Raw genomic sequence first — 22851 nt, 5'->3', positions numbered from 1 at the left:
CATGCCGCTCCAAGCCACCGCTACCGCCACCTTGCCCATCTGGTCCATCTTCCGGACCTTCCTGAAGCTCGGCCTGACCTCGTTCGGCGGCCCGATCGCCCATCTGGGCTACTACCGCAACGAGTTCGTCGTGCGCCGCCAGTGGCTCGACGATGCGCGCTACGGCGACCTGGTGGCGCTGTGCCAGTTCCTGCCCGGGCCGGCGTCGAGCCAGGTCGGCTTCGCGCTCGGCGTCCTGCGCGGCGGCGGCCTGGCCGGCGGCCTGGCGGCCTGGATCGGATTCACGCTGCCTTCGACGCTGCTGATGTTCGCGTTCGCGCTGGGCGCCGCGAGCCTTGTCGGCTTAGGGGCGGCGGGCGTCGTGCATGGCCTGAAGCTGGTGGCGGTGGCCGTGGTGGCCCAGGCGGTATGGGGCATGGCGCGCACGCTCACGCCGGACCGCCGGCGCATCGCGATCGCGCTCGGCGCCATCGCGATCGTGATCCTCGTCGATGGGCCGACCGGGCAATTGGCCGCCATCGCCGCGGGCGCCGGCGCCGGGTACTGGCTGTGCCGGGGACCGGTCGCGCAGTCCGGCCCGGAACTGTCGATGCCGGTCAGCCGCAGCGCCGGCATCGCGGCGCTCGTGCTGTTCGGCGTCCTGCTGCTCGGGCTTCCGCTATTGTCCGGCCTGACCGGGCATCGGCCGCTGGCGCTGTTCGATGCCTTCTACCGCTCCGGCGCGCTGGTCTTTGGCGGCGGCCACGTGGTGCTGCCATTATTGCAGGCCGAGACGGTGGCCACCGGCTGGATCCCGAACGAGACCTTCCTGGCCGGGTATGGACTGGCGCAGGCGCTGCCCGGCCCGCTGTTCGCCTTCGCCGCCTTCCTCGGCGCCCAGGCCGGCATGACGGCGGGCGCGCCCACGGGCGCCGCGCTCGCCCTGCTCGCGCTCTTTCTTCCCGGCCTGCTGCTCGTCTATGGAACCTTGCCGTTCTGGGACGGCTTGCGCCGTCACGCGGCCGCGCGCCACGCCATGATGGGCGCGAACGCGGCCGTGGTCGGCATCCTCGCCGCCGCCTTGTACCACCCGGTATGGACCGCCGCCGTGTTCGACATCCGCGACGCCGGCATCGCGCTGGGCGGCTTCATGCTGCTGACGCTGTGGAAGGCGCCATCGTGGATCGTCGTGATCCTGCTGGTGGCGCTGGGGGCTGTTGGCGCGTCATAGCTTCTTGTATATCTCTGGATTCAAACCTGCCGGCCCCGGCCCCTCGCTGCCGCGATTCAGGTCGATCAGCGTCCGTCCACGCAAGGGCAGCCCGGCGCCATGCAGTTCGACTTCGAGCGTGATGCCCGATTCGAACACGATCCGGTTGGTCTGGAACACCTTGGTCACGGTCACCGTTGCCCCCTTGGGCACCGGGGCTTCGAACACGACTTCGGACCCGCCGATGCCTGGGCGGGGAATCAAGGTGAGATAGTCGGCCGGCGCGCGCGAGTGCCGGCCGATGCCATAGGCGTCGACCTCGCCGATGATCTCGTACCGGGAGCCCACGACCTTCCTGAATTCCTCGTGGTGGCTGACATCGGCATAGGTGACCTCGCACGAACAGCCGGCAAGCATGGACGCGCAGGCACACAGGACAATGCAGGGAAGCGGACGCATGGGGTGGTCTCCTCGACGGCAAGGAAGCGGCTGGCGTGCCACAACCGGAAAGGCCATCCTGCCGCTTTCGCCGCGACGCTTCCACGAAAGCCGGCAAGGTGCCGTCATCTGCGCCTGCAAGGAGCGTGCGACGATCCCGGGTATCGTCAGCCGAACAGCCCTTCGTCGGAACCGTCGCCGTCGAAGAAGCCGCCCAGGCTATCCTCGCTGCTGTTGTCGGCCAGGCTGTCGTCGGCGCCGCCGCCTGGCTCGTCGATCGCCCCGATGCCGGCCTGGTCCGCCAGCGCCCCGCCCCCGGCCGCCTCGGCCGCGCCACCGTCGGCCGCGTTGTCCGCCAACAAGTGGTTCGAGGCGCCCTGCCCGTCATTGCCCAGCAGGTTGCCGATGCCGTGGAACAGGAAGCTGCCGGCCGCCACCCCGGCCGCCGTGGCCGCCATCGTGCCCAGCATGCTGCCGCCGGCGCCGCCCAGGAAGCCGCCGCTTCGCGCCGGCTGGGCCTGCGGTGCCAAGCCGGTCGGTCCGTTCTGCTGGTAAGCCCCCTGCTTGACTCCCGGGACCGGATTCGATGGCTGGCTCTGCGCGGAGTTTCCCCATTGGTTCGCGTCGAGGAATCCCCCGCTTCCTCTCCCGCCCTGGCTTTCGAGCTCGGCGATACGGGCCTTGGCATTGCCCAGCGCCTGCTCCACCAGCAGTGCGCGCTGCACCAGCAGGTAGGCGGCGTCCGGCTGCTGGGCCACGGCGCGCTGGATCAGTGCGTCGGCTTCCGGATCCTTGGCCACGCCACGGGCCTGCACCAGCTGGCCCAGGAAATCCTGCAACATCTTTTCGTCGGATGGGTTCATTGTCGAGCTCCTGTCTGATGGACGGTATTCCACTATGTTGTGGATCAGTCATCGCTATTTCAAGTCGTACGGCAGGCGCGAGTTCGCCTGCGCCATCCCGGCCGGCATGTGATCGCTTTCCGCCGCGCTTGTTGCTATGCTATCGGCTGGCGCCGCGAGCGGCATTCATCATTTCAAGGAAGCACAACATGGTCTCGCTGCAAGAGCAGTTATTGAAAGCCGGCCTGGTCGACAAGAAGAAGGTCAAGCAGGTCAACCAGGACAAGAGCAAGCAACACAAGGAAGTGTTGCGCACCGGCGTGGAAAAGGTCAACGAATCGCGCGAAGCCGCGCTCGAGATGCAGCGCAAGAACGCGGAACGGGCGCGCGAACTGAACGCCCAGCGCGACGCCGCGGCGACCCAGAAAGCCATCCTGGCGCAGATCGCCCAGCTGGTGCAGCAGAACAAGCAGTCGAAGGGCAAGGGCGACGTGCCCTACAACTTTACCTTCGGCACCAAGATCGAGCGCATCCACGTGACGTCGCAGATCGTCGAGCATCTGGTGGCGGGACGCCTGGTGATCGTCCACATGAATGGCAGCTTTGAACTGGTGCCGCGCGTGATCGGCGAAAAGATCGCCCAGCGCGATGCCTCGATCGTGGTGCAGATCAAGAAGAAGGTGCAGGAAGTGGAAGAAGACGATCCGTACGCGGATTACAAGATTCCGGACGACCTGATGTGGTGATCGAAGGCGGCCCCAACGCAGACCCCGATGGGGCCGCTGTGACGAAGCTTACTGTTTCGTCTTGTTTTCCACGTCCTGCACGTCCGAACCGCTCTTCTTCGAAGACCGCTCGCCTTCCTTCTTCGGCTGCCCCAGGCCGGATGCGGTGGTTTCCTGCTTGCTGCTGCCCTGGAAATCGGGGTCGACGATGTTCGCGCTTTCCGGCCCTTCCGCGGCCGGATTCTCCCGCTTGTCGCGGTCGGTATTGGCCGGAATCTGCCGATCGACGGTTCCCGTCCGTTCAGCCTGGGTTGTATTCGAACTGGTCTTGTCCGCCTGGGCCGCGGCGCTCGCCGCGATGATCACACCACTCAACAGCACGATGACTTTCTTCATGACTACCTCCAATTCCAGGTTAAAGCATATAAGGATGTCATCATGGTGGTGACCGAATCGCGGATCACAAGGCCTGTTTAATTGCCCAGGTCACGCCCGCCGAAGGCATTCGGCAACTGCGCCGCCGCAGTGGTCTCGAATACGTCGCCGCCCAGGTTGGTCAGCACCACCGGCAATTCGTTGCCGCCCAGCTCCAGGATCACCTGGCGGCAGGCGCCGCAAGGCGCGATCGGGCCCTCGGTCTGGCCGATCACGGCCAGGGCCGCGAAATCGCCCGGCTGGTAGCCGCTGGCGATGGCGCTGAACAAGGCGGTGCGCTCTGCGCAGTTGCACAGGCCGTAGGCGGCGTTCTCCACGTTACAGCCGCGGAAGATGCGGCCATCCTTGCACTCCAGCGCGGCGCCTACCTTGAACTTCGAGTAGGGGGCATAGGCCAGCTCGCGCGCGGCGCGCGCTTCATCGATCAGTTTCGCGTATTTCATGATTGGTCCTCAGCTCAGGGACGAACGGTGCGGTGGATCATCGGCTCGACGGCCGGCTTGTCAAGAGCGATGCGGTAGGCGGCCTGCACCTGGCGGATGGCCTGCTCGGCGGCTTCCCGGGTGCGCGCATGCACCATCGCCAGCGGCTGGCCGACGACGATCGCATCGCCCAGTTCCACCAGCCCGGTCAGGCCGACGGCGAAGTCGATCGCATCCTGCGGACGCACGCGGCCACCGCCCAGCGCCACCACGGCCAGGCCCAGTTCGCGGGTGTCGACCGCGCTCGCATAGCCGGCCTGCAGCGCAGGCGCGGGCACGATGACCGGCGCCGTTTCCAGGTAGGCATCGGGCTTGTCCATCAGGTCGGCCGGGCCGCCCAGGGCGGTCACCATGCGCGCGAAACGCTCGGCGGCTCCTCCCGAATCGAGAGCCGCCTGCAGCCTGGCGCGCGCTTCCTGCTCGCTCGACGCCAGGCCCGAGATGACGAGCATCTCGGCGCACAGCGCCATCGTCACCTCGTGCAGGCGCGCCGGGCGCGATTTGCCGCTCAGGTAGTCGATCGCGACGCGCACTTCGACGGCATTGCCGGCGGCGTGGCACAGCGATTCGTTCATGCCGGTGAGGATGGCCGAGGTGCGGGTGCCGGCGCCGTTGCCGACGCTGACGATCGATTCGGCCAGCTCCAGCGATTTGGCCGGAGTCGGCATGAAGGCGCCGCTGCCGACCTTCACGTCCATCACCAGCGCATCCAGGCCCGCCGACAGCTTCTTGGACAGGATCGAGCCGGTGATCATGGCCACCGATTCCACGGTCGCCGTGGTGTCGCGGATGCTGTAGAAACGCTTGTCGGCCGGCGCCAGCTGGGCGGTCTGGCCGATGATGGCCACGCCCACGTCCCGCACCACCTGGCGGAACTTTTCGGGTTCCGGCACGGTGCTGTAGCCCGGGATCGAATCGAACTTGTCGAGCGTGCCGCCGGTGTGGCCCAGGCCGCGCCCCGAGATCATCGGCACGAAGCCGCCGCAGGCCGCGATCATCGGTCCCAGCATCAGCGATACCACGTCGCCGACGCCGCCGGTCGAGTGCTTGTCGACCACCGGGCCGGGCAAATCCAGCGATTTCCATTCCATGACCTGGCCCGAGTCGCGCATCGCCAGCGTGAAGGCGACGCGTTCATCCATCGTCATGTCGTTGAAATAGACCGCCATGGCGAAGGCCGCGATCTGGCCTTCGGTGACGCTGCCGTCAGGGATGCCGCGCACGAAGAACTGGATCTCTTCGGCGGAAAGGACGCCGCCGTCGCGCTTCTTGCGGACGATTTCTTGGGGGAGGAACATGATTGTGTCCGTTTTCGCTAATAGCTTGAAAACGTCATTCCCGCGGAGGCGGGAATCCAAGTCGTTCGCGATACGCTAGCTTGCTTGGATTCCCGCCTGCGCGGGAATGACAGGGTTTGAGGTTCCGGGCTGATTACACGCCGTACGGAATCCAGACATTCTTGACCTGGCTCGCATGCTGCAGCACCGTGCGGCCGCAGGCCTGCTTCGGATCGAACCAGTCGCGGCCCTTGGCGCCGCCGGTCCAGGTGCGCTTGAGCGATTCGGCCGACAAACGCTCGACTTCGGCACAGCCTTCCGCCGAACCATCATGACGCCACACCGCATCGATATCGCCATGCGTCGCCAGTGTGCGCGCCAGCTCGTCGGCGGAGCCAGTGACGATGTTCAGCGCGCCGCCCGGCAGGTCCGAGGTATCCAGCACCTGGTACAGGTCGATGCTCGATAACGGATGCTGCTCCGACGGCACCGCCACCACGCGGTTGCCCAGCGCCAGCGCCGGCGCCACCAACGAGATGAAGCCCAGCAGCGGGTTCTCGTTCGGGCACACGATGCCGATCACGCCGACCGGCTCGTTGAGCGCGACGGTGATGCCGTGCATCGGCGGCTGGTGCGCCGCGCCGTCGTACTTGTCGGCCCACGCCGCCCAGTAGAACAGGCGCTCGATCGAGGCGGCCACTTCGCGCGCCGCATCCTTCGAACCGGTCTGCTGCGCGATGCGCTGCGCGAATTCGTCGGCGCGGATCGCCAGGTTCTCGGCGATGTAGTACAGCACCTGCGCGCGGTTGTGCGCGGTCGCCCTGGTCCAGCCGGCGGCCTTGTGCGCCGCTTCCACGGCGTTGCGGATGTCCTTGCGGCTGCCTTCGCCGATGTCCGCCAGGAAGTCGCCATTGGCGCCATGGATGGCGCGGCTGTAGGCGCCGTCAGGGCGGGCCTGCTTGCCGCCGATGTACAGCTTGGCGGTGCGGTCGACCGCGAACGGGCTGTCTTCCTGCGCCGGCCTGGCCTTGGCTTTGTCGGCCACGATTGGCGCCGCTGGACGCGCATCTTCCGCCAGCGGCGTCAGGTACTCGACCATGCCCTCCTTGCCGCCTTCGCGGCCATAGCCCGATTCCTTGTAGCCGCCAAAGCCGCAAGCCGCGTCGAACTGGTTGGCGGTGTTGATCCACACCACACCGGCCTTGATCTGCGGGACCACGTCCAGCGCCAGGCTGATCGACTCGCTCCACACGCAGGCCCCCAGGCCATACACGGTGTTGTTGGCCAACTGAACCGCCTCGGCCGGGGTGCGGAAGCTCATCGCCACCAGGACCGGTCCGAAGATCTCGGCCTGGGCCACGGCAGCCGAGGTCGACGCGCCCGTGATCAGGGTCGGCAGATACCACGAGCCGGTGGTCGCCAGCTCGACGTTCGGCTGCCACACTTCGCAACCCTCGGCGCGCGCCGATTCGACGAGGCCGTGGATGCGCTGCTGCTGCACCGGATCGACCAGTGCGCCGATATCGTTCGATTTGTCCAGCGGCGAGCCGACGCGCAGGTTCTGCATGCGCGCCTTCACCTTGGCGATGAAGCGGTCATAGACCGACTCCTGCACCAGCAGGCGCGAACCGGCGCAGCACACCTGGCCCTGATTGAACCAGATCGAATCGACCAAGCCTTCGACCGCCGCATCCAGGTCGGCGTCGTCGAACACGATGAACGGCGACTTGCCGCCCAGTTCCAGCGACAGCTTCTTGCCGCTGCCTGCGGTGGCCTTGCGGATCAGGCGGCCGACTTCGGTCGAGCCGGTGAAGGCGATCTTGTCGATGCCAGGGTGATTCACGATCGCTTCGCCCACGCGGCCGTCGCCGGTGACGATGTTGACCACGCCGCTTGGGACGCCGGCGCGCTGGCAGATCTCGGCGAACAGCAGCGCGCTCAAGGGCGTGTACTCGGCCGGCTTGAACACGACCGTGTTACCGGCGGCCAGCGCCGGCGCGATCTTCCATGCCAGCATCAGGAGCGGGAAATTCCACGGCACGATCTGGCCCACCACGCCGACGGCGCGGTAATCCGCGAATTCTTCGGACTGCAGCTGCGCCCAGCCGGCGTGATAATAGAAGTGCCTGCTTGCTAACGGCAGGTCGGCGTCGCGGGTTTCGCGGATGGTCTTGCCGTTGTCGAGCGTCTCGAGCACCGCGAACAGGCGCGCGTGCTTTTGCAGCAGGCGCGACAAGGCATACATGATCTTGGCGCGGCCATGGCCGCCGAGGGCGACCCAGCCCGGCTGCGCGCGGCGCGCGGCGGCGACGGCGCGTTCGACGTCGTCCTGCGTCGCCTGCGTCACCTGCGCCAGCTCGCTGCCGTCAGCCGGATTGTTGGTGGCGAAGGTCGCGCCGGCCTCGCTCCAGGCGTTGTCGATGAACAGGCCGAAGCGGCGGCCACGCTGGTCCAGCCACGCGAGCGCTTCCTTGGTACTCTCTGGTGCAGGACCGTAATCCATGGTGTTCAGAATCTCTTTGATTGTTGGCATGACGAAGTCCGGAATTAAGGTTGCGCGTGGCGATGGGCGGCCGAGTAGTTCCCGGTCACGTAGTGCTCCAGCTGGCGCTCGATGTCGGTCAGCAGGCTGGAAGCGCCGATGCGGAACAGGTGCGGCTGCAGCCAGTCGTTGCCCAGTTCTTCCTTCATCACGGTCAGGTATTGCAGCGCCGACTTCGCGGTCGACACGCCGCCGGCCGGCTTGTAGCCGATCTGGAAGCCGGTCTGTTCGTAGTAATCGCGGATCGCGCGCACCATCACCAGGGACACCGGAATGGTGGCGTTGACGCCTTCCTTGCCGGTCGAGGTCTTGATGAAGTCGGCGCCGCCCATCATGCACACCCAGGAGGCCTTGGCCACGTTTTCCAGGGTCACCAGGTCGCCGGTGGCCAGGATCGCCTTGACGTGCGCTTCGCCGCACGCCTGGCGATACGCCACCATCTCGTCGTACAGCGCTTGCCAGTTACCGGTCAACACGTGCTGGCGGGTGATGACGATGTCGATCTCGGTGGCGCCCGCGGCCACCGACAATTCGATTTCGCGCACCTTGGTTTCCATGCTCGACAGGCCGGCCGGGAAAGCGGTCGACACGGCGGCGATCGGCAGGCGGCCCTGGATCACTTTCACCGCGGGCTGGATCATCTCGTGGTACACGCACACGGCGCCGGTCGACAGGGTCTCGAGGCCGAGGGCCTGCATCAGATCGGCGCGCAGCGGACGCATCGCCTTCATGCACAGGCGCTCGACGCGGCCCGGCGTGTCGTCGCCGCTCAGCGTGGTCAGGTCCATGCACTCGATGGCGCGCACCAGCCAGGCGGCCTGGTATTCCTTCTTGACCGTGCGGCGGTTCGCCAGGCTGGCGGCGCGGCGGTCGGCCGCGTTGCGGTTGACCTTGAGGCTGTTCACCAGGCCCAGGTCCAGCGCAATGCCGGTATTACGTTTGAAATCCAGGGGCTGGCTCATAACAGTGCGGTTCCGTTCGAAAGTGGTTTGACGCCGAGGTGCTGCGCCAGCGTGGCGCCGATGCTCGAGAAGGTGTCGGCGGTCGGCAGTTCCTGCGCCTTCACGCCCGGGCCGAAGAAGATCATCGGGATGTGCTCGCGGGTGTGGTCCGAGCCAGGCGCGGTCGGGTCGCAGCCGTGGTCGGCGGTGATCACGACCAGGTCGCCATCCTTCAGCTTGGCCATGAATTCCGGCAGGCGCGCGTCCAGCTCGTGCAGCGCGTTCGCATAGCCGGCGACGTCGCGGCGGTGACCGAAGTGCATGTCGAAGTCGACGAAGTTGACGAAAGTGAGCGACTTGTCGCCCGCTTCGTCGGCCACTTCCAGCAGGCGGTCGAACAGCGCCATATTGTCCGGGCCCTTGACCAGGCGGGTGACGCCCTGGCCGGCGAAGATGTCGCTGATCTTGCCGAGCGCGATCATCTCGCCGCCCGCTTCCTTGACGTGGTCGAGCAGGGTCGGCGCGATCGGCGGCACGGCGTAGTCGTGGCGGTTCGACGTGCGCTTGTAGTCGCCGTTGGCGCCCACGAATGGACGCGCGATCACGCGGCCGATATTGTAGGGCTTGACCAGCTCGTAGGCCGCTTCGCAGACTTCGTACAGGCGCTCGAGGCCGAAGTGTTCTTCGTGGGCCGCGATCTGCAGCACCGAGTCGGCCGAGGTATACAGGATCGGCTTGCCTGTGGCGACGTGCTCGTCGCCCAGCTCGTTGATGACGGTGGTGCCCGAGGCGTGGCAGTTGCCCAGCCAGCCCGGCACGCCGGTCAGCGCTTGCAGCTTGTCGGTCAGCTCGGCCGGGAACGACGGCACGGTCTTGGGGAAGTAACCCCAGTCGAACAGCACCGGCACGCCGGCGATTTCCCAGTGGCCGCTCTGCGTGTCCTTGCCGGTCGACTGCTCGCGGGCGACGCCCCAGGCGCCAGTGAAGCCATCGCGCAGGTCGAAGCCGGGCGCCCACTCGCCGCTCGCCTTGTGCGCGGCAGCCGCGAGACCCAGTTTCTCCAGGTTCGGCAGCGACATCGGCTTGCCCTCTTTCGCCGCCCACTTGGCGATGTGGCCGAAGGTGTTGGCGCCCGCGTCGCCGTATTTGTCGGCGTCCGGCAATGCGCCGAGGCCGAAGGAATCAAGCAGGAGGATGAATGCGCGTGACATGGTCTTCGCTTTCAAAAAAGGATGGATTACGCTCAAACGCGCGGGGTCGAACCCAGGCGCTCGATGTACGCATGGATCAGCTTGACCATGTCCTGCGCCGCGACGGCGGCGTACTTCAGGGTCTGCTCGTGCGACAGCGCGAACGGCGACAGGCCTTCGGCCAGGTTGGTGATGGCCGAGACGGCGGCGACCTTCAGGCCGCAGTGGCGCGCGGCGATCACTTCCGGGATCAGCGACATGCCCACCACGTCGGCGCCCAGCGTCTTGAAGGCGCGGATTTCGGCGACGGTCTCGAAGTGCGGGCCGGCGGCGGCCAGGTACACGCCTTCGTGCAGGGTGATGCCCTTCTCGGCCGCGACAAGCTTGACCTGCTCGCGGATCTCCGCGTCATAGGCGTTGGACATGCTGAAGAAGCGCGGGCCGAAGCGCTCGTCGTTCGGGCCGGCCATCGGGCTGCCCGGCAGGAAGTTGATATGGTCGGTGATCGCGACCAGGCTGCCGGCGTCGGCTTCGACGCGCAGCGAACCGGCGGCATTGGTGACGAACAGCAGTTCGCAGCCGATTTCCTTGAGCGTGCGGATGGCCGAGGTCATCACGCCCGGACCGTAGCCTTCATAGAAGTGGCCGCGGCCCTTCATGCAGGCGACCGGGACGCCGGCCAGGGTACCCAGCACCAGTTCGCCGGCGTGGCCATGCACGGTGGAGATCGGGAAGCCCGGCAGGTCGGCATAGCTGATCGACACCGCGTCGACCAGCTGTTCGGCCAGCACGCCCAGTCCGGAACCGAGGATCAGCGCCACACGCGGGGCGAAACCCGGCTTGCGGGCGCGGATGATGTCGGCGGCTTCGAATGGGGTATTGCTGGACATGATATTCCTTGTTGAAAACTGGGTGATGTGGGATCGCGGATGAGAGAGGCAGCTGCCCAGCGCACACGAGTGCGGCGCATTTGGACAACTAGATATTATAACTATGCATGATTGGCGATATGTATGGCAAATACACTTTTTCTTCCCGATTTATATCTTTTATAGATAAATTATGCGAAGCGAGAGAGAGGTGCTTACACTGGGGGAAAGATTCGTTGACATGCTCCAAACAATTGTCTAGCATGATAAAACAATTGTCCTGGGCGCCTGACGGCGCATTTGAACGCGATGCCGAAAAAAGAACAGTTATACGAGCTGATCCGTTCTAACCCCTTCATCTCGCAACAAGACCTGGCCGGCCATCTCGGCCTGTCGCGCTCCGCGGTCGCGAACTACATCGCCACCCTGGTGCGCGAGCGCCGCATCCTCGGCCGCGCCTACGTGCTGCCCGACCATCGTCCGATCCTGTGCGTCGGCGCGGCCAACCTCGACCGCAAGCTGCGCACCATCGGCAAGCTGACCCTGAATACCTCGAACCCGGCGCGCCAGACCGAATCCTTCGGCGGCGTCGCGCGCAACATCGCCGAGAACCTGGCGCGCCTGGGCGCCCCCACGGCGCTGGTCACGGCGGTCGGCGGCGATTCGTCCGGCCGCGCCCTGCTCTCCTACGCCGACGAAGCCGGCATCGACACCCGCGGCGCGCTGCGCGTGGACGGCGCCGCCAGCGGCACCTATACCGCGGTGCTCGACGAGGACGGCGACATGCGCGTGGCGCTGGCCGACATGGAGATCAACGAGTCGCTCACGCCCGATTTCCTCGCCACCCGCGAACAGCAGCGCGCCGGCGCCGCCCTGATCGTCGCCGACCTGAACCTGCCGCGCGAGACGGTCGCCACGCTGCTGGAGGGCAGCCGGCGCGACGGTGTGCCAATGGTGATCGTCGCCGTCTCGGAACCGAAGATCGACCGCCTGCCGCGCGACCTGACCGGCCTGCGCCTGTTGATCCTGAACGTGGGCGAGCTGGCGGCCCGCGCCGGCCGCCCGCTGGCGACCGCTGCCGACATCGCCGCGGCCTGCGCCGAACTGCGGCGCGACGGCGTCCGGGACGTGATCGTCACGCGCGGCGCGCAAGGCGCCATGTTCACGACCGCGACCGGCATCGCGGCGCTCGAAGGCCAGCCTGTCGACGCGCCAGCCGTGGTCGACGTCACCGGCGCCGGCGACGCCTTCGGCGCCGCCGTCTGCTGGAGCCTGTACAACGGCCAGCCCGAGCTGGACCTGGAAACGGCCTGCCGCCGCGGCCAGCTGCTCGCCGCCATGACCATCGCCTGCGCGCAGACCGTCTGCCCGCAACTGGCGCCGGGGCTGTTCGACGCCCCGGTCCAGGACCTCGTTACCGACTGAATAAAGACCCGACCATGCAATCCTTCCTCCTGTTTTCGCCCGAAGTGGCGGCCGCCCGCGCCGCCGGCAAGCCGATCGTCGCCCTCGAATCGACCATCATCTCGCACGGCATGCCCTACCCGCAGAACGTGCACACCGCGCGCGAAGTCGAGCAGGTCATCCGCGACGCCGGCGCCGTGCCGGCCACCATCGCCATCATTGGCGGCAAGATCTGCGTCGGCCTGTCGGAAGACCAGCTCGAGACGCTGGGCTCCTCGCCCGACGCCATCAAGGTCAGCCGCCGCGACCTGCCATACGTGCTGGCGCAGGCCCGGCTGGGCGCGACCACCGTCGCCGCCACCATGATCTGCGCCGAACTGGCCGGCATCGAGGTCTTCGTCACCGGCGGCATCGGCGGCGTGCACCGCGGCGCCGAGACGAGCTTCGACATCTCGGCCGACCTGCAGGAGCTCGCCCAGACCAGCGTGGCCGTGGTGTGCGCCGGCGTGAAGTCGATCCTCGACATCGGCCTGACGCTCGAATACCTCGAGACCCACGGCGTGCCGGTGCTGGCCGTCGGCCAGCCGGGCTTCCCCGCCTTCTTCACGCGCGACAGCGGCTTCAAGGCCGACTTCCAGCTCGACTCGCCCGAGGAACAGGCCGCCTTCATCCGCACCAAGTGGCAGCTCGGCCTGAAGGGCGGCGTGGTGGTCAGCAACCCGGTGCCGGCGGAGTCGGCGATGGCGCCCGACGAGATCGACGCCATCATCCACCAGGCCCTGGGCGAAGCGCAGCAGCAGGCGGTGACCGGCAAGCAGGTCACGCCCTTCCTGCTGGCCCGCATCAAGGAGCTGACGGGCGGGCGCAGCCTGGCCACCAATATCGCGCTGGTCAAGCACAACGCCCTGGTCGGCGCGCGCCTGGCCGTGGCGCTGCACCACAAGGCTGCCTGATGAAAACGAAGAGCGGCGCGCCATGTCGATCGACCTGAAACAGCTCAAATACTTCCTGGCGGTGGCCGAAGAAAAAAGCTTCAGCCGCGCCGCCGAGCGCCTGCACATCTCGCAGCCGCCGCTGTCGCAGCAGATCATGAAGCTCGAGAGCGAGCTGGGGGTGAAGCTGTTCACCCGCACCACGCGCAGCTTCGAGCTGACCGTGGCCGGCCGCGCGCTGATGGTCGAGGCGGCCGAGCTGCTCGGCAAGATGCGCATGACGATCGACACGATCCGCCAGATCGACCGCGGCGAGGTCGGACGGCTACGGGTCGGCATCGTCGGCTCGGCGATGTGGGGCCCGATCCCCGGCCTGCTGGAGCAGTTCCAGAGCCAGTTTCCGCGCGTGAGCTGGACCATCCACGAGCTGGGCCCGAACGACCAGTGGGAAGCGCTGCGCAGCAAGCAGATCGACGTCGGCTTCTGGCGCGAGCCGCGCATCGAGCAGGACGTGCTCAAGCAGGCCAACCTGCGCCAGGAACTCTGTTTCAGGGAGCAGTTCTGCGTGGCGGTCAATGCCCGCCATCCGCTGGCCGCGCGCGACGCCATCGCCCTGCCCGAGATCGCGGGCGAACCCATGCTGTCCCTGCACCTGGACCAGTCGGCCGAGCCGCGCTACCTGCTCCAGTGCTGCGTGAACGCCGGGTTCCAGCCGACCATCTTCCAGGAGGCGGCCGAGCCGCAGACCCTGCTGGCCATGGTCGGCGCCGGCCTCGGCGTGGCGCTGATGCCCGAAACCACCAGCCGCATCGGCTGGCCGGGCGTGCGCTTCCTGCCGATCCACGCCCACGCGCCATCGGCCAACCTGTACATCAGCTACCCGGCCCAGGACGATGCGCCGGTGGTGCGCGCCTTCCTCAAGATCCTGTTTCCCGAAGAACAGCCGGCCTGACGACTTCCGGTTATCTTTTTCTGCTCGGCCCGCCATGTGCGGGCCGAACCGTTTTTGTACCGCCTTCCCATAAGTCCTAGCGTAAATTGCGCATTTTTTGCGCAAGAAACCCCCGCACGATTGAGTTCAATTAACTATTTCTCAACTTTGTCTCCGGTATGATGGTTATCAAGTTCATCAATTTCTACAGGATTCCGTATGACTACAGCGACGCGGCGGTACGATGGGATCGGCGTGGAAACGGGCGACGACGCCGCCTTCGATGACATCGCATCGCTGCGCCGGGCGGTGGACGAACGCATCGACCAGCTGCTCTCCGGCAGCCCCCACGACCAGCTCACCAGGGCCATGCGCTCGTCCGCGCTCAGCGCCGGCAAGCGCATGCGTCCCCTGCTCCTGATGCTGGTCGCGCGCGACCTCGGCTGCAATTCGCCGGCCCTGATCGACGTCGCCTGCGCGGTCGAGCTCGTGCACGCGGCCTCGCTGATCCTCGACGACCTGCCCTGCATGGACGACGCCAGCCTGCGGCGCGGCAAGCCCGCGATCCACATCCAGTATGGCGAAGACGTCGCCATCCTCGCTTCGGTGGCCCTGCTCAGCCGCGCCTTCGGCGTGCTGTCGCAGGCCCAGGACATCGCCCCCGCCACCCGCGCGCGCCTGGTCGCGACGCTGGCGCAGACGGTCGGCGACCAGGGCCTGGTGCGCGGCCAGTTCGAAGACCTGCACGGCGGCGCGCGTTCGCCCGAGGCGATCGCCACCACCAACGAACTCAAGACCGGCTTGCTGCTCGGCGTCGCGGTCGACATGGCCTGCATCGTCTGCCATGCCGACGAGCAGGTCGCGCAGCAGTTGCGCGCCTTCGCGCTGGCGGCTGGCCAGGCCTTCCAGATCAAGGATGACTTCCTCGACGGCGCCGGCAACGACAGCGCCGTCACGGGCAAGGACACCGGCAAGGACGTCGGCAAGGCCACCCTGATCAACACGCTGGGCCGCGACGAAGCGCAGCGCCGCCTGGCGGCCTGCCTGGTCGAAGCCGACCGCTGCCTCAGCGCCGCCGTCGGCGCCCACGGCCGCACGCGCCGCTTCGTGTCCGGCCTGTTCGCGAAAGAAGGCAAGGGAAAGCGCTTCGCCCCCGAGCTGGCCAAGGCGCGCGAGCTGCGTGCGGGCGCCCAACTGGCCGAGCTGCGCCTCTCCTGAAGCCGGCGGTCCGCATGGCGCATTTCGCGGTGGTGGCCCCGGCGCTCTACAGCCACTTCAATACGCTGACGGTGCTCGCGCGCGAACTGCTCGCGCGCGGGCACCGCGTCACCTTCGTGCACCGGCCGGATGCCGCCGCCTACGTGAAGGACGAACGCATCGGCTTCCATGCCGTCGGTCTCGACACCCACCCGGCCGGCTCGCTGCCGGCGATGCTGGCGCGGGTGGCCAATCCCGGCTCGCCGCTGGGCCTGCGCCGCGTGATCCTCGACATGGCGGCCAGCACCACGATGCTGTGCCGCGAACTGCCGGCCGCGCTGCGCCGGCTGCAGGTCGACTTCCTGGTCGCCGACCAGATGGAGGCGGCCGGCGGCCTGGTGGCCGAGGGCACCGGCATGCCGTTCGTCTCGGTCGCCTGCGCGCTGCCGGTCAACCGTGAACCCGGCATTCCGCTGCCCGTCATGCCGTTCATGTATGAAGACAGCGAGCGCGCCTTCAAGATCGTCGAAGGCAGCACCATGGTCTACGACTGGATGATGCGGCCGCACGAGCGCGCCATCTCCGCCGCGGCCCGGCAGCTCGGATTGGGGCCGCGCGGAAAACTGCACGACTGCCTGTCTCCGCTGGCCCAGGTCGGCCAGATCGTGCCGGGATTCGATTTTCCACGGCGCGCGCTGCCGCCGCATTTTCATCACGTCGGCCCGCTGCACAGCGGGGCCGCGGCGCCGGCCCAGACGCCGGCCGAACTGGCTGCCGAACTTGCCACGTTGCTGCCGCCCGCGTCGAACACGCGCCCCTTCGTCTACGCCTCGCTCGGCACCCTGGTCAGCCAGCGCTTCGGCCTGTTCAAGCGCATCGCGCAGGCCTGCGCGCGCCAGGACGCGCAACTGCTGGTCGCCCACTGCGGCGGCCTGGATCGATCCCAGGTGCGCGCGCTCGAACGCATCGGCGACACCCGCGTGCGCACCTATGTGCCCCAGCTGGCCGTGCTGGCGCGCGCCGACGCCGTCATCTCGCATGCCGGCGCCAACACCGTGATGGAAGCCGTCGCCAGCCGCACGCCGATCCTGGCGCTGCCGATCGCCTTCGACCATCCGGGCGCCGCCGCCCGCGTGGAATACGCCGGCGTCGGCCTGCGCGCCTCGCCGCGCTTCGCGACGGTGGCCGAACTGTCGCGCAAACTGCGCCGCCTGCTCGACGAGCCAGGCTTCCGGCAACGCATGGAACCGCTGGCCGACCAGATCCGCCAGGCCGGCGGCGCGCCGCGCGCGGCCGACGTCATCGAGGCCGCGCTCGGCCTGCAACCCGCGACCCGAGGCCTGGCCAGCCATGGATGAACGCGGCAAGCCCGACTACGACCTGATCCTGGCCGGCGGCGGCCTGGCCAACAGCTTGACCGCGTGGCGCCTGCGCAGCGCGCGCCCCGAACTGCGCATCCTGCTGCTCGAACAGGGCAAGCGCCTGGGCGGCAACCATACCTGGTCGTTCCACGACAGCGATCTCGATGCCGCGCAACTGCGCTGGATCGCGCCGCTGGTCACCCACCGCTGGCCGCGCTACGACGTGGTGTTTCCCGATCTGGCCCGCACACTGGCGGGGGGCTATGCCAGCATCGCCTCGCACGACCTGGCCCAGGTCGTCGCACCGGCACTTGGCGCGGCGCTGCGCACCGGCGTCTGGATCGACGAGGTGACGCCGACCACGGTGCGGCTGGCCGATGGCGAAACCCTGCACGCGCGCGCCGTCATCGACGGCCGCGGCATGCGCCCCAGCAGCCATCTCGCGCTCGGCTACCAGACCTTCCTCGGCCAGGAACTGCGGCTCGACGCCGCCCATGGCTTGACGGCGCCGGTGATCATGGACGCCAGCGTGGCCCAGCAAGGCGGCTACCGCTTCGTCTACCTGCTGCCTTTCGGGCCCGACCGGGTGCTGGTCGAGGACACGCACTACGTCGACAGCGCCGCCTGGGACCCGGAGCGGCTGCGCGCCAACATCGCCGCCTATGTGGGGGCGCGCGGCTGGCGCGTGCGCGACATGCTGCGCGAAGAACAGGGTTCGCTGCCGATCGTGCTGGCCGGCGACTTCGACCGCTTCTGGGACGAGCTTCACGGCCAGCCCAGCGTCGGCCTGCGCGCCGGCCTGTTCCACCCGACCACCGGCTACTCGCTGCCGCACGCAGTGCGGCTGGCCGAGCGCATTGCCGCGCTGCCAGCCCTGTCGGCCCCGACGCTGTTCGCCGCCATCCGCACGCTGGCGCGGCACGCCTGGGACGAACAGCGCTTCTTCCGCATGCTCAACCGCATGCTGTTTTTGGCCGGCAGCCCGGATCACCGCTGGCGCGTGATGCAGCGTTTCTATGGCCTGCCCGCGCCCTTGATCGCCCGCTTCTATGCCGGCCATCCGACCGTGGGCGACAAGGCGCGGCTGCTGACCGGCAAACCACCGGTGCCCGTCATGGAAGCCTTTCACGCCGTGCGCAAGACCCACCCCTATCAGATCAGGACCGCAGAATGAACCAGATGAATTTCAAGCCGAGACTCGAGCCAAAGCGCGCCGTCGTGATCGGCGCCGGATTCGGCGGCCTGGCGCTGGCCATCCGCCTGCAGGCCGCCGGCATGCAAACGACCCTGCTCGAACAGCGCGACAAGCCGGGCGGCCGCGCCTACGTCTACGAGGACCAGGGCTTCGTGTTCGACGCCGGCCCGACCGTCATCACCGATCCGTCGGCGATCGAAGAACTGTTCACCCTGTGCGGCAAGCGGATGGGCGACTACGTCGAGATGCTGCCGGTCACGCCCTTCTACCGCCTGTGCTGGGAAGACGGCAGCCACTTCGACTACGCCAACGACCAGGAGGCGCTGGACCGCCAGATCCATGCGCGCAACCCGCAAGACGTCGCCGGCTACCGGCGCTTTTTGGCGTATTCGAAGGCGGTGTTCGACGAGGGTTACCTGAAGCTGGGCGCGGTGCCGTTTCTCTCTTTCCGCGACATGATCCAGGCCGGCCCGCAGCTGGCGCGGCTGGAGGCGTGGAAGAGCGTGTACGGCATGGTGTCGCGCTTCGTGAAGGACGAGCAGCTGCGCCAGGCGTTTTCCTTCCATTCGCTGCTGGTGGGCGGCAACCCGTTCGCCACCTCGTCGATCTACACCCTTATTCATGCGCTCGAACGACGCTGGGGCGTGTGGTTCCCGCGCGGCGGCACCGGCGCGCTCGTGAAAGGCCTGGTGCGGCTGTTCGAGGACATGGGCGGCAAGCTGGAACTGAACGCATCGGTGGCGCGCATCGAGACCGCCGGCAATCTCGCCAGCGGCGTGCGGCTGGAAGACGGCCGCTGGTTCATGGCCGACGCCGTGGCGTCGAACGCCGACGTGGTGCACACTTATGCCGACCTGCTGAAGAACCATGGCCGCGGCAGCAGCCACGGCGAGGCGCTCAAGAAGAAACGCTTCAGCAATTCGCTGTTCGTGCTGTACTTCGGCCTGGACAAACACCACGAGCAGCTGCAGCACCACACGGTGTGCTTCGGCCCGCGCTACCGCGAGCTGATCAAGGACATCTTCCACGGCCAGCAACTGGCCGACGACTTCTCGCTCTACCTGCACGCGCCCTGCGTCACCGATCCCTCGCTCGCGCCGCCCGGCTGCGGCAGCCACTACGTGCTGGCGCCGGTGCCGCACCTGGGCAACGCGCCGATCGACTGGGAGACCGAAGGCCCGCGCTACCGCGACCGTATCTTCGACTATCTCGAGCGGCGCTACATGCCGGGCCTGCGCAGCCAGCTGGTGACGAGCCGCATCTTCACGCCGCACGATTTCCGCGACCAACTCAACGCCCACCTGGGTTCGGCCTTCTCGCTGGAGCCGATCCTCACGCAAAGCGCCTGGTTCCGCCCGCACAACCGCGACGCCGAGCTGCCCAACCTGTACCTGGTCGGCGCCGGCACCCATCCCGGCGCCGGCGTGCCGGGCGTGATCGGCTCGGCCAAGGCGACCGCCGGCCTGATGCTGGAAGGCGTGCATGCCGGGGTGCACTCATGAGCGCCTACGCCGGCACCAAGCTGATGGAACACGCGACCCAGACCATCGCGGTCGGGTCGAAGAGCTTCGCGGCGGCCGCCAGGCTGTTCCCGCCCGCCACCCGGCGCAGCGTGCTGATGCTGTACGCCTGGTGCCGCCATTGCGACGACGTGGTCGACGGCCAGGAACTGGGCTTCGCCGCCGCCGCGCCGAGCGCCTATGGCGCCAATTTCGAGCTCGACCGCCTGTACGACGACACCCGGCGCGCCTATTCGGGCGAACCGATGCGCACCCCGGCCTTCGCCGCCTTCCAGGAAGTGGCGCTGGGCCACGCGATCGCGCCGCGCTATGCCTTCGACCACCTGGCCGGCTTCGCGATGGACGTCAACGAGGCGCGCTACCGCACCATCGACGACACCATGCGCTACTGCTACCACGTGGCCGGCGTGGTGGGCCTGATGATGGCCTCGATCATGGGCGCCCGCGACGAGCTGGTACTGGACCGCGCCTGCGACCTGGGGCTGGCCTTCCAGCTGACGAACATCGCGCGCGACATCATCGACGATGCGAAGATCGGGCGCTGCTACGTGCCGTCCGAATGGCTGCTGGAGGCCGGCATACAGCCCGACCACGTGGCCCTGCCGCGCCATCGCGCGGCGCTGGCGACCGTCGCCGCGCGCCTGGTCGACCATGCCGAGCCGTATTACGCGTCCGCCACGCTCGGCATCGCCGCCCTGCCCCTGCGTTCGGCCTGGGCGATCGCCACCGCGCGCAATGTCTATCGGCAGATCGGGATCGAAGTCAAGCGGCGCGGCGCGCACGCCTGGGACGAACGGGTGGGCACCTCGAAGGCGGCCAAGCTGCGCCTGCTGGCCCTGGGCGGCGCCCAGGCGCTGGCCTCGCGCCTCAGCCCTGCTCGGGCAGCGAGGGCGCCGCGGCGGCGCGATCTGTGGCTGCGTCCTGGGCGCGCGGGCGGCGCACCTGGCCCTGCCGCGCCTGCAGCTGACGTTTAAGCCGGGCGACCGGCGGCGCGTACAGGAAGCCGAAGGACACGGCGCCCTCTTTACCTTCCACCGCATGGTGCATGCGGTGGGCCTGGTACAGGCGCTTGAGGTAGCCGCTCCGGGGGACGTAGCGGAATGGCCAGCGCTGGTGCACCAGGCCGTCGTGGGCGATGAAGTACAAGGCGCCGTAGGCGGTCATGCCGGCGCCGATCCATTCGAGGGGGTGGTAGCCGCGCGTGCCGAACCAGATCAGGGCGATGGCGACCCCGGCGAACACCACGGCGTACAGGTCGTTCTTTTCGAACCAGCCGGTGCGCGGCTCGTGGTGCGAGCGGTGCCAGCCCCACCCGAAGCCGTGCATCACGTACTTGTGCGCGACGATGGAAAACACTTCCATGAACGCGATGGTGGCCAGGACGATGAGCGCGTTGGAAAGCATAATGAGGGCTGCCGGAGCGGGTTGACGGGATATCAACAGCCTATCATGGCGGCCCGCGCGCACGGTTGCGCGGCGCTGCCGCAGACCGGTCAAACACGGTCAAACACGATTCACACTTAACCTTATGGAGTTTTCATGCAGTCGATCTTTCGCACCCTGGGTCTTTCCCTCCTGCTGGCGTCAGGCGTGGGCGCCGCCGGTCTTGCTTCGGCCGCGGCGATCGAGGTCAGGGTCCAGGGCGTCACCACTGCCAAGGGCACGGTGCGGGTCGCGATCTGCGACAAGGCGACCTTCCTGAAGGATTGCCCGTATGCGGCGTCGGCCGCGGCGCGCGTGGGCGAGACCGTGGTCACCGTCGACGACCTGCCGCCCGGCACCTGGGCCGTGCTGTCGTTCCAGGACGAGAACGACAACGGCAAGCTCGATCGCAATGCGCTGGGCATCCCGAAGGAGCGCTATGCCTTCAGCCGCGATGCGCGCGGGCGCTTCGGGCCGCCGAGCTTCGAGGATGCAGCCTTCGTGCTGCGTGACGAGAAGGCGGTCAGCTATATCAAATTGCGTTGATCGGCTTCAGTCCCGCAGCGGCGGCGTCGCAAGCCGCCATGCTGAGCTGGACGGCCACATTCGGCTGCTCGCTGTCGAGGCACGGATGTTGCGGCGACTTTCCGGATTGCTGAACGATTCTTCCGTGGCCGCCGGTAGCGTGATTCCAGACTGGATGTCATCCGCAACCGGACGCGGCGCCTGACCCGCTCTGTGTGCGACGGATTCTTCGGCACGCGATTTCCAGCTCGGCGCTTCCCGTGCCCGGAGGGTGACCGATGCAGGTCTTGCTGCGCACGTGCTTGCGCTGGCCGCTATGGGCGCTGCTTTGTCCACAGTAGCTGCCTTCCCTCTGCTTTCTTGATGTAATGAATATTTGGTCCGGCATCGTTTCTCGCTTGCACACGTAGTGAGATGATTTTATTCACTAAGTGCTCGACAATAGTGCCAGCGCAAAGACTGTTCGCTTGTCAGACTTCTCGTACTCTCGGCAAGGGCAGACCGCCACGCTCAGGCTCGATACTCGGTCGTGATCAGGAACACCCCGAAGCAGAAGACCGCCGCCGCAAGCAGCATCGGGATCGATGATAGTATCTTCGCGCCCATACTCGTGCGCGTCCGGCCATCGTGACGCCGCCGGTAGCCCTGGTAGCCATAGTAGAACGCCAGCGGCGGCAGGACGAAGACCGGAATGAGCAGCCAGGCCGTCAATACGGTGAGAGCGGTCAGTGCGAGCGACTTGAGCATGAGGGCCGGCCAGTAGGGAAGTTCAGTGCGTGGCGCCGCCCGTTTCGCGCACGTCGGCCTCGATGCTCACGGTCACCTCCACCGCCAGCTTGATGCCGGCGATGATGTCGTCCAGCGCCATCGACGGCGGCGCATCCGACCGCGCCGCGGCCTGCTCCGGCAGGAAAGGCACGTGGATGAAACCGGCCTTCATTGGCTGCGGCTGGCGCGCCGCATGGTGCATCAATCCATAGAACACATGGTTGCACACGAAGGTGCCGGCGGTCTGCGACACGCCGGCCACCAACCCCTTCTCGCGCAGCGCGCGCACGATGGCCTTGATCGGCAAGGTCGAGAAATAGGCGGCGGGACCGTCGGCCGCGATCGCCGCATCCACCGGCTGCTGGCCGCCGTTGTCGAGGATCGCCGCATCGTCGACGTTGATCGCCACGCGCTCGACCGAGATGTCGGGCCGTCCGCCGGCCTGGCCGACGGCGATCGCGACATCCGGATGCAGCTCGTCGACCATCGCCACCAGGTCTTCGATCGCCTGCCCGAACACGCAGGGCAACTGGCGCACCTCGACCCGGAAGCGATGTTCCCCCACCTCGCCTTCCCAGCCTTCGAGCGCGCGCACCGCTTCCCAGGCCGGGTTGATGCTGGCGCCATTGAACGGCTCGAAGCCGGTAAGCAGTACGGTCTTGATCA

Annotated in this window: 23 protein-coding genes; 11 read left to right on the top strand and 12 right to left on the bottom strand. The window is 67.5% G+C overall.

Features of this window, described 5'->3' with window-relative positions; genetic code table 11:
* Window position 1: 1 nt before the first annotated feature.
* Entirely contained in the window at window positions 2-1210 is a 1209-nt protein-coding gene (chrA, locus tag HMPREF9710_RS17115) for a chromate efflux transporter (RefSeq protein WP_005668381.1), read from the top strand.
* Here the strand turns inward: chrA and HMPREF9710_RS17110 are convergent.
* Both HMPREF9710_RS17110 and HMPREF9710_RS17105 read right to left on the bottom strand, forming a co-directional pair.
* Window positions 1205-1648, bottom strand: a complete 444-nt coding sequence (locus HMPREF9710_RS17110; RefSeq protein WP_005668380.1) for a hypothetical protein — start codon at window positions 1646-1648, stop codon at window positions 1205-1207. The two genes, chrA and HMPREF9710_RS17110, sit on opposite strands and share 6 nt — an antisense overlap.
* A 146-nt stretch (window positions 1649-1794) precedes the next feature.
* On the bottom strand, window positions 1795-2490 hold the full coding sequence (locus HMPREF9710_RS17105; RefSeq protein WP_005668379.1) for a DUF2076 domain-containing protein: 696 nt from the start codon (window positions 2488-2490) through the stop codon (window positions 1795-1797).
* 188 nt (window positions 2491-2678) lie between these two features.
* Between HMPREF9710_RS17105 and HMPREF9710_RS17100 the strand changes: the two genes are divergently transcribed.
* Window positions 2679-3215, top strand: coding sequence for a DUF2058 domain-containing protein (locus HMPREF9710_RS17100; RefSeq protein WP_005668378.1), 537 nt, complete (start codon window positions 2679-2681; stop codon window positions 3213-3215).
* 48 nt (window positions 3216-3263) lie between these two features.
* On the opposite strand, the gene HMPREF9710_RS17095 is transcribed toward HMPREF9710_RS17100, so the two are convergent.
* From HMPREF9710_RS17095 to xapA, 7 genes are all read right to left on the bottom strand, one after another.
* Window positions 3264-3590 (bottom strand): hypothetical protein, encoded by a 327-nt coding sequence (locus tag HMPREF9710_RS17095; protein ID WP_005668377.1) that lies wholly within the window; start codon window positions 3588-3590, stop codon window positions 3264-3266.
* Window positions 3591-3667: 77 nt separating this feature from the next.
* Window positions 3668-4072: a cytidine deaminase gene (locus HMPREF9710_RS17090; RefSeq protein ID WP_005668376.1), complete on the bottom strand. Its 405-nt coding sequence runs from the start codon at window positions 4070-4072 to the stop codon at window positions 3668-3670.
* 14 nt (window positions 4073-4086) lie between these two features.
* Window positions 4087-5409 (bottom strand): thymidine phosphorylase, encoded by a 1323-nt coding sequence (deoA, locus tag HMPREF9710_RS17085; RefSeq protein ID WP_005668374.1) that lies wholly within the window; start codon window positions 5407-5409, stop codon window positions 4087-4089.
* 133 nt (window positions 5410-5542) lie between these two features.
* Window positions 5543-7921: an aldehyde dehydrogenase family protein gene (locus tag HMPREF9710_RS17080; RefSeq protein WP_005668372.1), complete on the bottom strand. Its 2379-nt coding sequence runs from the start codon at window positions 7919-7921 to the stop codon at window positions 5543-5545.
* 14 nt (window positions 7922-7935) lie between these two features.
* Window positions 7936-8892, bottom strand: a complete 957-nt coding sequence (gene deoC / locus HMPREF9710_RS17075) for a deoxyribose-phosphate aldolase (RefSeq protein WP_005668371.1) — start codon at window positions 8890-8892, stop codon at window positions 7936-7938.
* The gene (locus HMPREF9710_RS17070) at window positions 8889-10082 is read right to left on the bottom strand and encodes a phosphopentomutase (protein WP_005668370.1); all 1194 of its coding nucleotides are present in this window, start codon (window positions 10080-10082) and stop codon (window positions 8889-8891) included. Before HMPREF9710_RS17070 ends, deoC begins: the two co-directional genes overlap by 4 nt.
* Before the next feature lie 32 nt (window positions 10083-10114).
* Window positions 10115-10951, bottom strand: a complete 837-nt coding sequence (gene xapA / locus HMPREF9710_RS17065) for a xanthosine phosphorylase (RefSeq protein WP_005668368.1) — start codon at window positions 10949-10951, stop codon at window positions 10115-10117.
* 288 nt (window positions 10952-11239) lie between these two features.
* On the opposite strand from xapA, the gene HMPREF9710_RS17060 reads away from it, so the two are divergent.
* The 8 genes from HMPREF9710_RS17060 (at window position 11240) to crtB (ending at window position 20444) form a co-directional block, all read left to right on the top strand.
* On the top strand, window positions 11240-12355 hold the full coding sequence (locus HMPREF9710_RS17060) for a carbohydrate kinase (protein ID WP_005668367.1): 1116 nt from the start codon (window positions 11240-11242) through the stop codon (window positions 12353-12355).
* A gap of 14 nt (window positions 12356-12369) precedes the next feature.
* Window positions 12370-13287 carry a pseudouridine-5'-phosphate glycosidase gene (locus tag HMPREF9710_RS17055; protein WP_005668365.1) on the top strand — a complete coding sequence of 306 codons (918 nt, stop codon included), beginning with the start codon at window positions 12370-12372 and terminating at the stop codon, window positions 13285-13287.
* A 22-nt stretch (window positions 13288-13309) separates the two neighbouring features.
* Window positions 13310-14218, top strand: coding sequence for a LysR family transcriptional regulator (locus HMPREF9710_RS17050; protein WP_005668363.1), 909 nt, complete (start codon window positions 13310-13312; stop codon window positions 14216-14218).
* A gap of 198 nt (window positions 14219-14416) precedes the next feature.
* Window positions 14417-15415: a polyprenyl synthetase family protein gene (locus tag HMPREF9710_RS17045; RefSeq protein WP_005668362.1), complete on the top strand. Its 999-nt coding sequence runs from the start codon at window positions 14417-14419 to the stop codon at window positions 15413-15415.
* A gap of 14 nt (window positions 15416-15429) precedes the next feature.
* A complete protein-coding gene (locus HMPREF9710_RS17040; RefSeq protein ID WP_005668360.1) occupies window positions 15430-16752 on the top strand; it encodes a glycosyltransferase in 1323 nt (440 codons plus the stop codon).
* Window positions 16745-17929, top strand: coding sequence for a lycopene beta-cyclase CrtY (gene crtY / locus HMPREF9710_RS17035; protein WP_005668358.1), 1185 nt, complete (start codon window positions 16745-16747; stop codon window positions 17927-17929). Before HMPREF9710_RS17040 ends, crtY begins: the two co-directional genes overlap by 8 nt.
* Entirely contained in the window at window positions 17926-19452 is a 1527-nt protein-coding gene (locus tag HMPREF9710_RS17030) for a phytoene desaturase (RefSeq protein WP_005668357.1), read from the top strand. Before crtY ends, HMPREF9710_RS17030 begins: the two co-directional genes overlap by 4 nt.
* Window positions 19449-20444 carry a 15-cis-phytoene synthase CrtB gene (gene crtB, locus HMPREF9710_RS17025; protein WP_005668355.1) on the top strand — a complete coding sequence of 332 codons (996 nt, stop codon included), beginning with the start codon at window positions 19449-19451 and terminating at the stop codon, window positions 20442-20444. Before HMPREF9710_RS17030 ends, crtB begins: the two co-directional genes overlap by 4 nt.
* Here the strand turns inward: crtB and HMPREF9710_RS17020 are convergent.
* On the bottom strand, window positions 20338-20874 hold the full coding sequence (locus HMPREF9710_RS17020; RefSeq protein ID WP_005668353.1) for a sterol desaturase family protein: 537 nt from the start codon (window positions 20872-20874) through the stop codon (window positions 20338-20340). The genes crtB and HMPREF9710_RS17020 overlap by 107 nt on opposite strands.
* A gap of 135 nt (window positions 20875-21009) precedes the next feature.
* Here HMPREF9710_RS17020 and HMPREF9710_RS17015 point away from each other — a divergent pair, with 135 nt between their 5' ends.
* Window positions 21010-21438, top strand: a complete 429-nt coding sequence (locus HMPREF9710_RS17015; RefSeq protein WP_005668352.1) for a DUF2141 domain-containing protein — start codon at window positions 21010-21012, stop codon at window positions 21436-21438.
* 489 nt (window positions 21439-21927) lie between these two features.
* Here HMPREF9710_RS17015 and HMPREF9710_RS17010 read toward each other — a convergent pair whose 3' ends face one another.
* Window positions 21928-22164, bottom strand: a complete 237-nt coding sequence (locus tag HMPREF9710_RS17010) for a hypothetical protein (protein ID WP_005668350.1) — start codon at window positions 22162-22164, stop codon at window positions 21928-21930.
* Between the two features lie 22 nt (window positions 22165-22186).
* Complete coding sequence (pcp, locus tag HMPREF9710_RS17005) at window positions 22187-22849, bottom strand: pyroglutamyl-peptidase I (RefSeq protein WP_040777297.1); 663 nt, start codon at window positions 22847-22849, stop codon at window positions 22187-22189.
* Window positions 22850-22851: the final 2 nt, after the last annotated feature.

It is taken from the genome of Massilia timonae CCUG 45783 (assembly GCF_000315425.1).
GTDB classification, from domain to species: Bacteria; Pseudomonadota; Gammaproteobacteria; order Burkholderiales; family Burkholderiaceae_D; genus Telluria; species Telluria timonae.
This window is presented reverse-complemented; position numbering and strand designations above follow the sequence as displayed.

What these genes read in the sequence shown, in the direction of transcription:
- chrA (WP_005668381.1), top strand. Translation starts at nt 2, where the DNA reads ATGCCGCTCCAAGCCACCGCTACCGCCACCTTGCCCATCTGGTCCATC.
- HMPREF9710_RS17110 (WP_005668380.1), bottom strand. Translation starts at nt 1,648, where the DNA reads ATGCGTCCGCTTCCCTGCATTGTCCTGTGTGCCTGCGCGTCCATGCTT.
- HMPREF9710_RS17105 (WP_005668379.1), bottom strand. Translation starts at nt 2,490, where the DNA reads ATGAACCCATCCGACGAAAAGATGTTGCAGGATTTCCTGGGCCAGCTG.
- HMPREF9710_RS17100 (WP_005668378.1), top strand. Translation starts at nt 2,679, where the DNA reads ATGGTCTCGCTGCAAGAGCAGTTATTGAAAGCCGGCCTGGTCGACAAG.
- HMPREF9710_RS17095 (WP_005668377.1), bottom strand. Translation starts at nt 3,590, where the DNA reads ATGAAGAAAGTCATCGTGCTGTTGAGTGGTGTGATCATCGCGGCGAGC.
- HMPREF9710_RS17090 (WP_005668376.1), bottom strand. Translation starts at nt 4,072, where the DNA reads ATGAAATACGCGAAACTGATCGATGAAGCGCGCGCCGCGCGCGAGCTG.
- deoA (WP_005668374.1), bottom strand. Translation starts at nt 5,409, where the DNA reads ATGTTCCTCCCCCAAGAAATCGTCCGCAAGAAGCGCGACGGCGGCGTC.
- HMPREF9710_RS17080 (WP_005668372.1), bottom strand. Translation starts at nt 7,921, where the DNA reads ATGCCAACAATCAAAGAGATTCTGAACACCATGGATTACGGTCCTGCA.
- deoC (WP_005668371.1), bottom strand. Translation starts at nt 8,892, where the DNA reads ATGAGCCAGCCCCTGGATTTCAAACGTAATACCGGCATTGCGCTGGAC.
- HMPREF9710_RS17070 (WP_005668370.1), bottom strand. Translation starts at nt 10,082, where the DNA reads ATGTCACGCGCATTCATCCTCCTGCTTGATTCCTTCGGCCTCGGCGCA.
- xapA (WP_005668368.1), bottom strand. Translation starts at nt 10,951, where the DNA reads ATGTCCAGCAATACCCCATTCGAAGCCGCCGACATCATCCGCGCCCGC.
- HMPREF9710_RS17060 (WP_005668367.1), top strand. Translation starts at nt 11,240, where the DNA reads ATGCCGAAAAAAGAACAGTTATACGAGCTGATCCGTTCTAACCCCTTC.
- HMPREF9710_RS17055 (WP_005668365.1), top strand. Translation starts at nt 12,370, where the DNA reads ATGCAATCCTTCCTCCTGTTTTCGCCCGAAGTGGCGGCCGCCCGCGCC.
- HMPREF9710_RS17050 (WP_005668363.1), top strand. Translation starts at nt 13,310, where the DNA reads ATGTCGATCGACCTGAAACAGCTCAAATACTTCCTGGCGGTGGCCGAA.
- HMPREF9710_RS17045 (WP_005668362.1), top strand. Translation starts at nt 14,417, where the DNA reads ATGACTACAGCGACGCGGCGGTACGATGGGATCGGCGTGGAAACGGGC.
- HMPREF9710_RS17040 (WP_005668360.1), top strand. Translation starts at nt 15,430, where the DNA reads ATGGCGCATTTCGCGGTGGTGGCCCCGGCGCTCTACAGCCACTTCAAT.
- crtY (WP_005668358.1), top strand. Translation starts at nt 16,745, where the DNA reads ATGGATGAACGCGGCAAGCCCGACTACGACCTGATCCTGGCCGGCGGC.
- HMPREF9710_RS17030 (WP_005668357.1), top strand. Translation starts at nt 17,926, where the DNA reads ATGAACCAGATGAATTTCAAGCCGAGACTCGAGCCAAAGCGCGCCGTC.
- crtB (WP_005668355.1), top strand. Translation starts at nt 19,449, where the DNA reads ATGAGCGCCTACGCCGGCACCAAGCTGATGGAACACGCGACCCAGACC.
- HMPREF9710_RS17020 (WP_005668353.1), bottom strand. Translation starts at nt 20,874, where the DNA reads ATGCTTTCCAACGCGCTCATCGTCCTGGCCACCATCGCGTTCATGGAA.
- HMPREF9710_RS17015 (WP_005668352.1), top strand. Translation starts at nt 21,010, where the DNA reads ATGCAGTCGATCTTTCGCACCCTGGGTCTTTCCCTCCTGCTGGCGTCA.
- HMPREF9710_RS17010 (WP_005668350.1), bottom strand. Translation starts at nt 22,164, where the DNA reads ATGCTCAAGTCGCTCGCACTGACCGCTCTCACCGTATTGACGGCCTGG.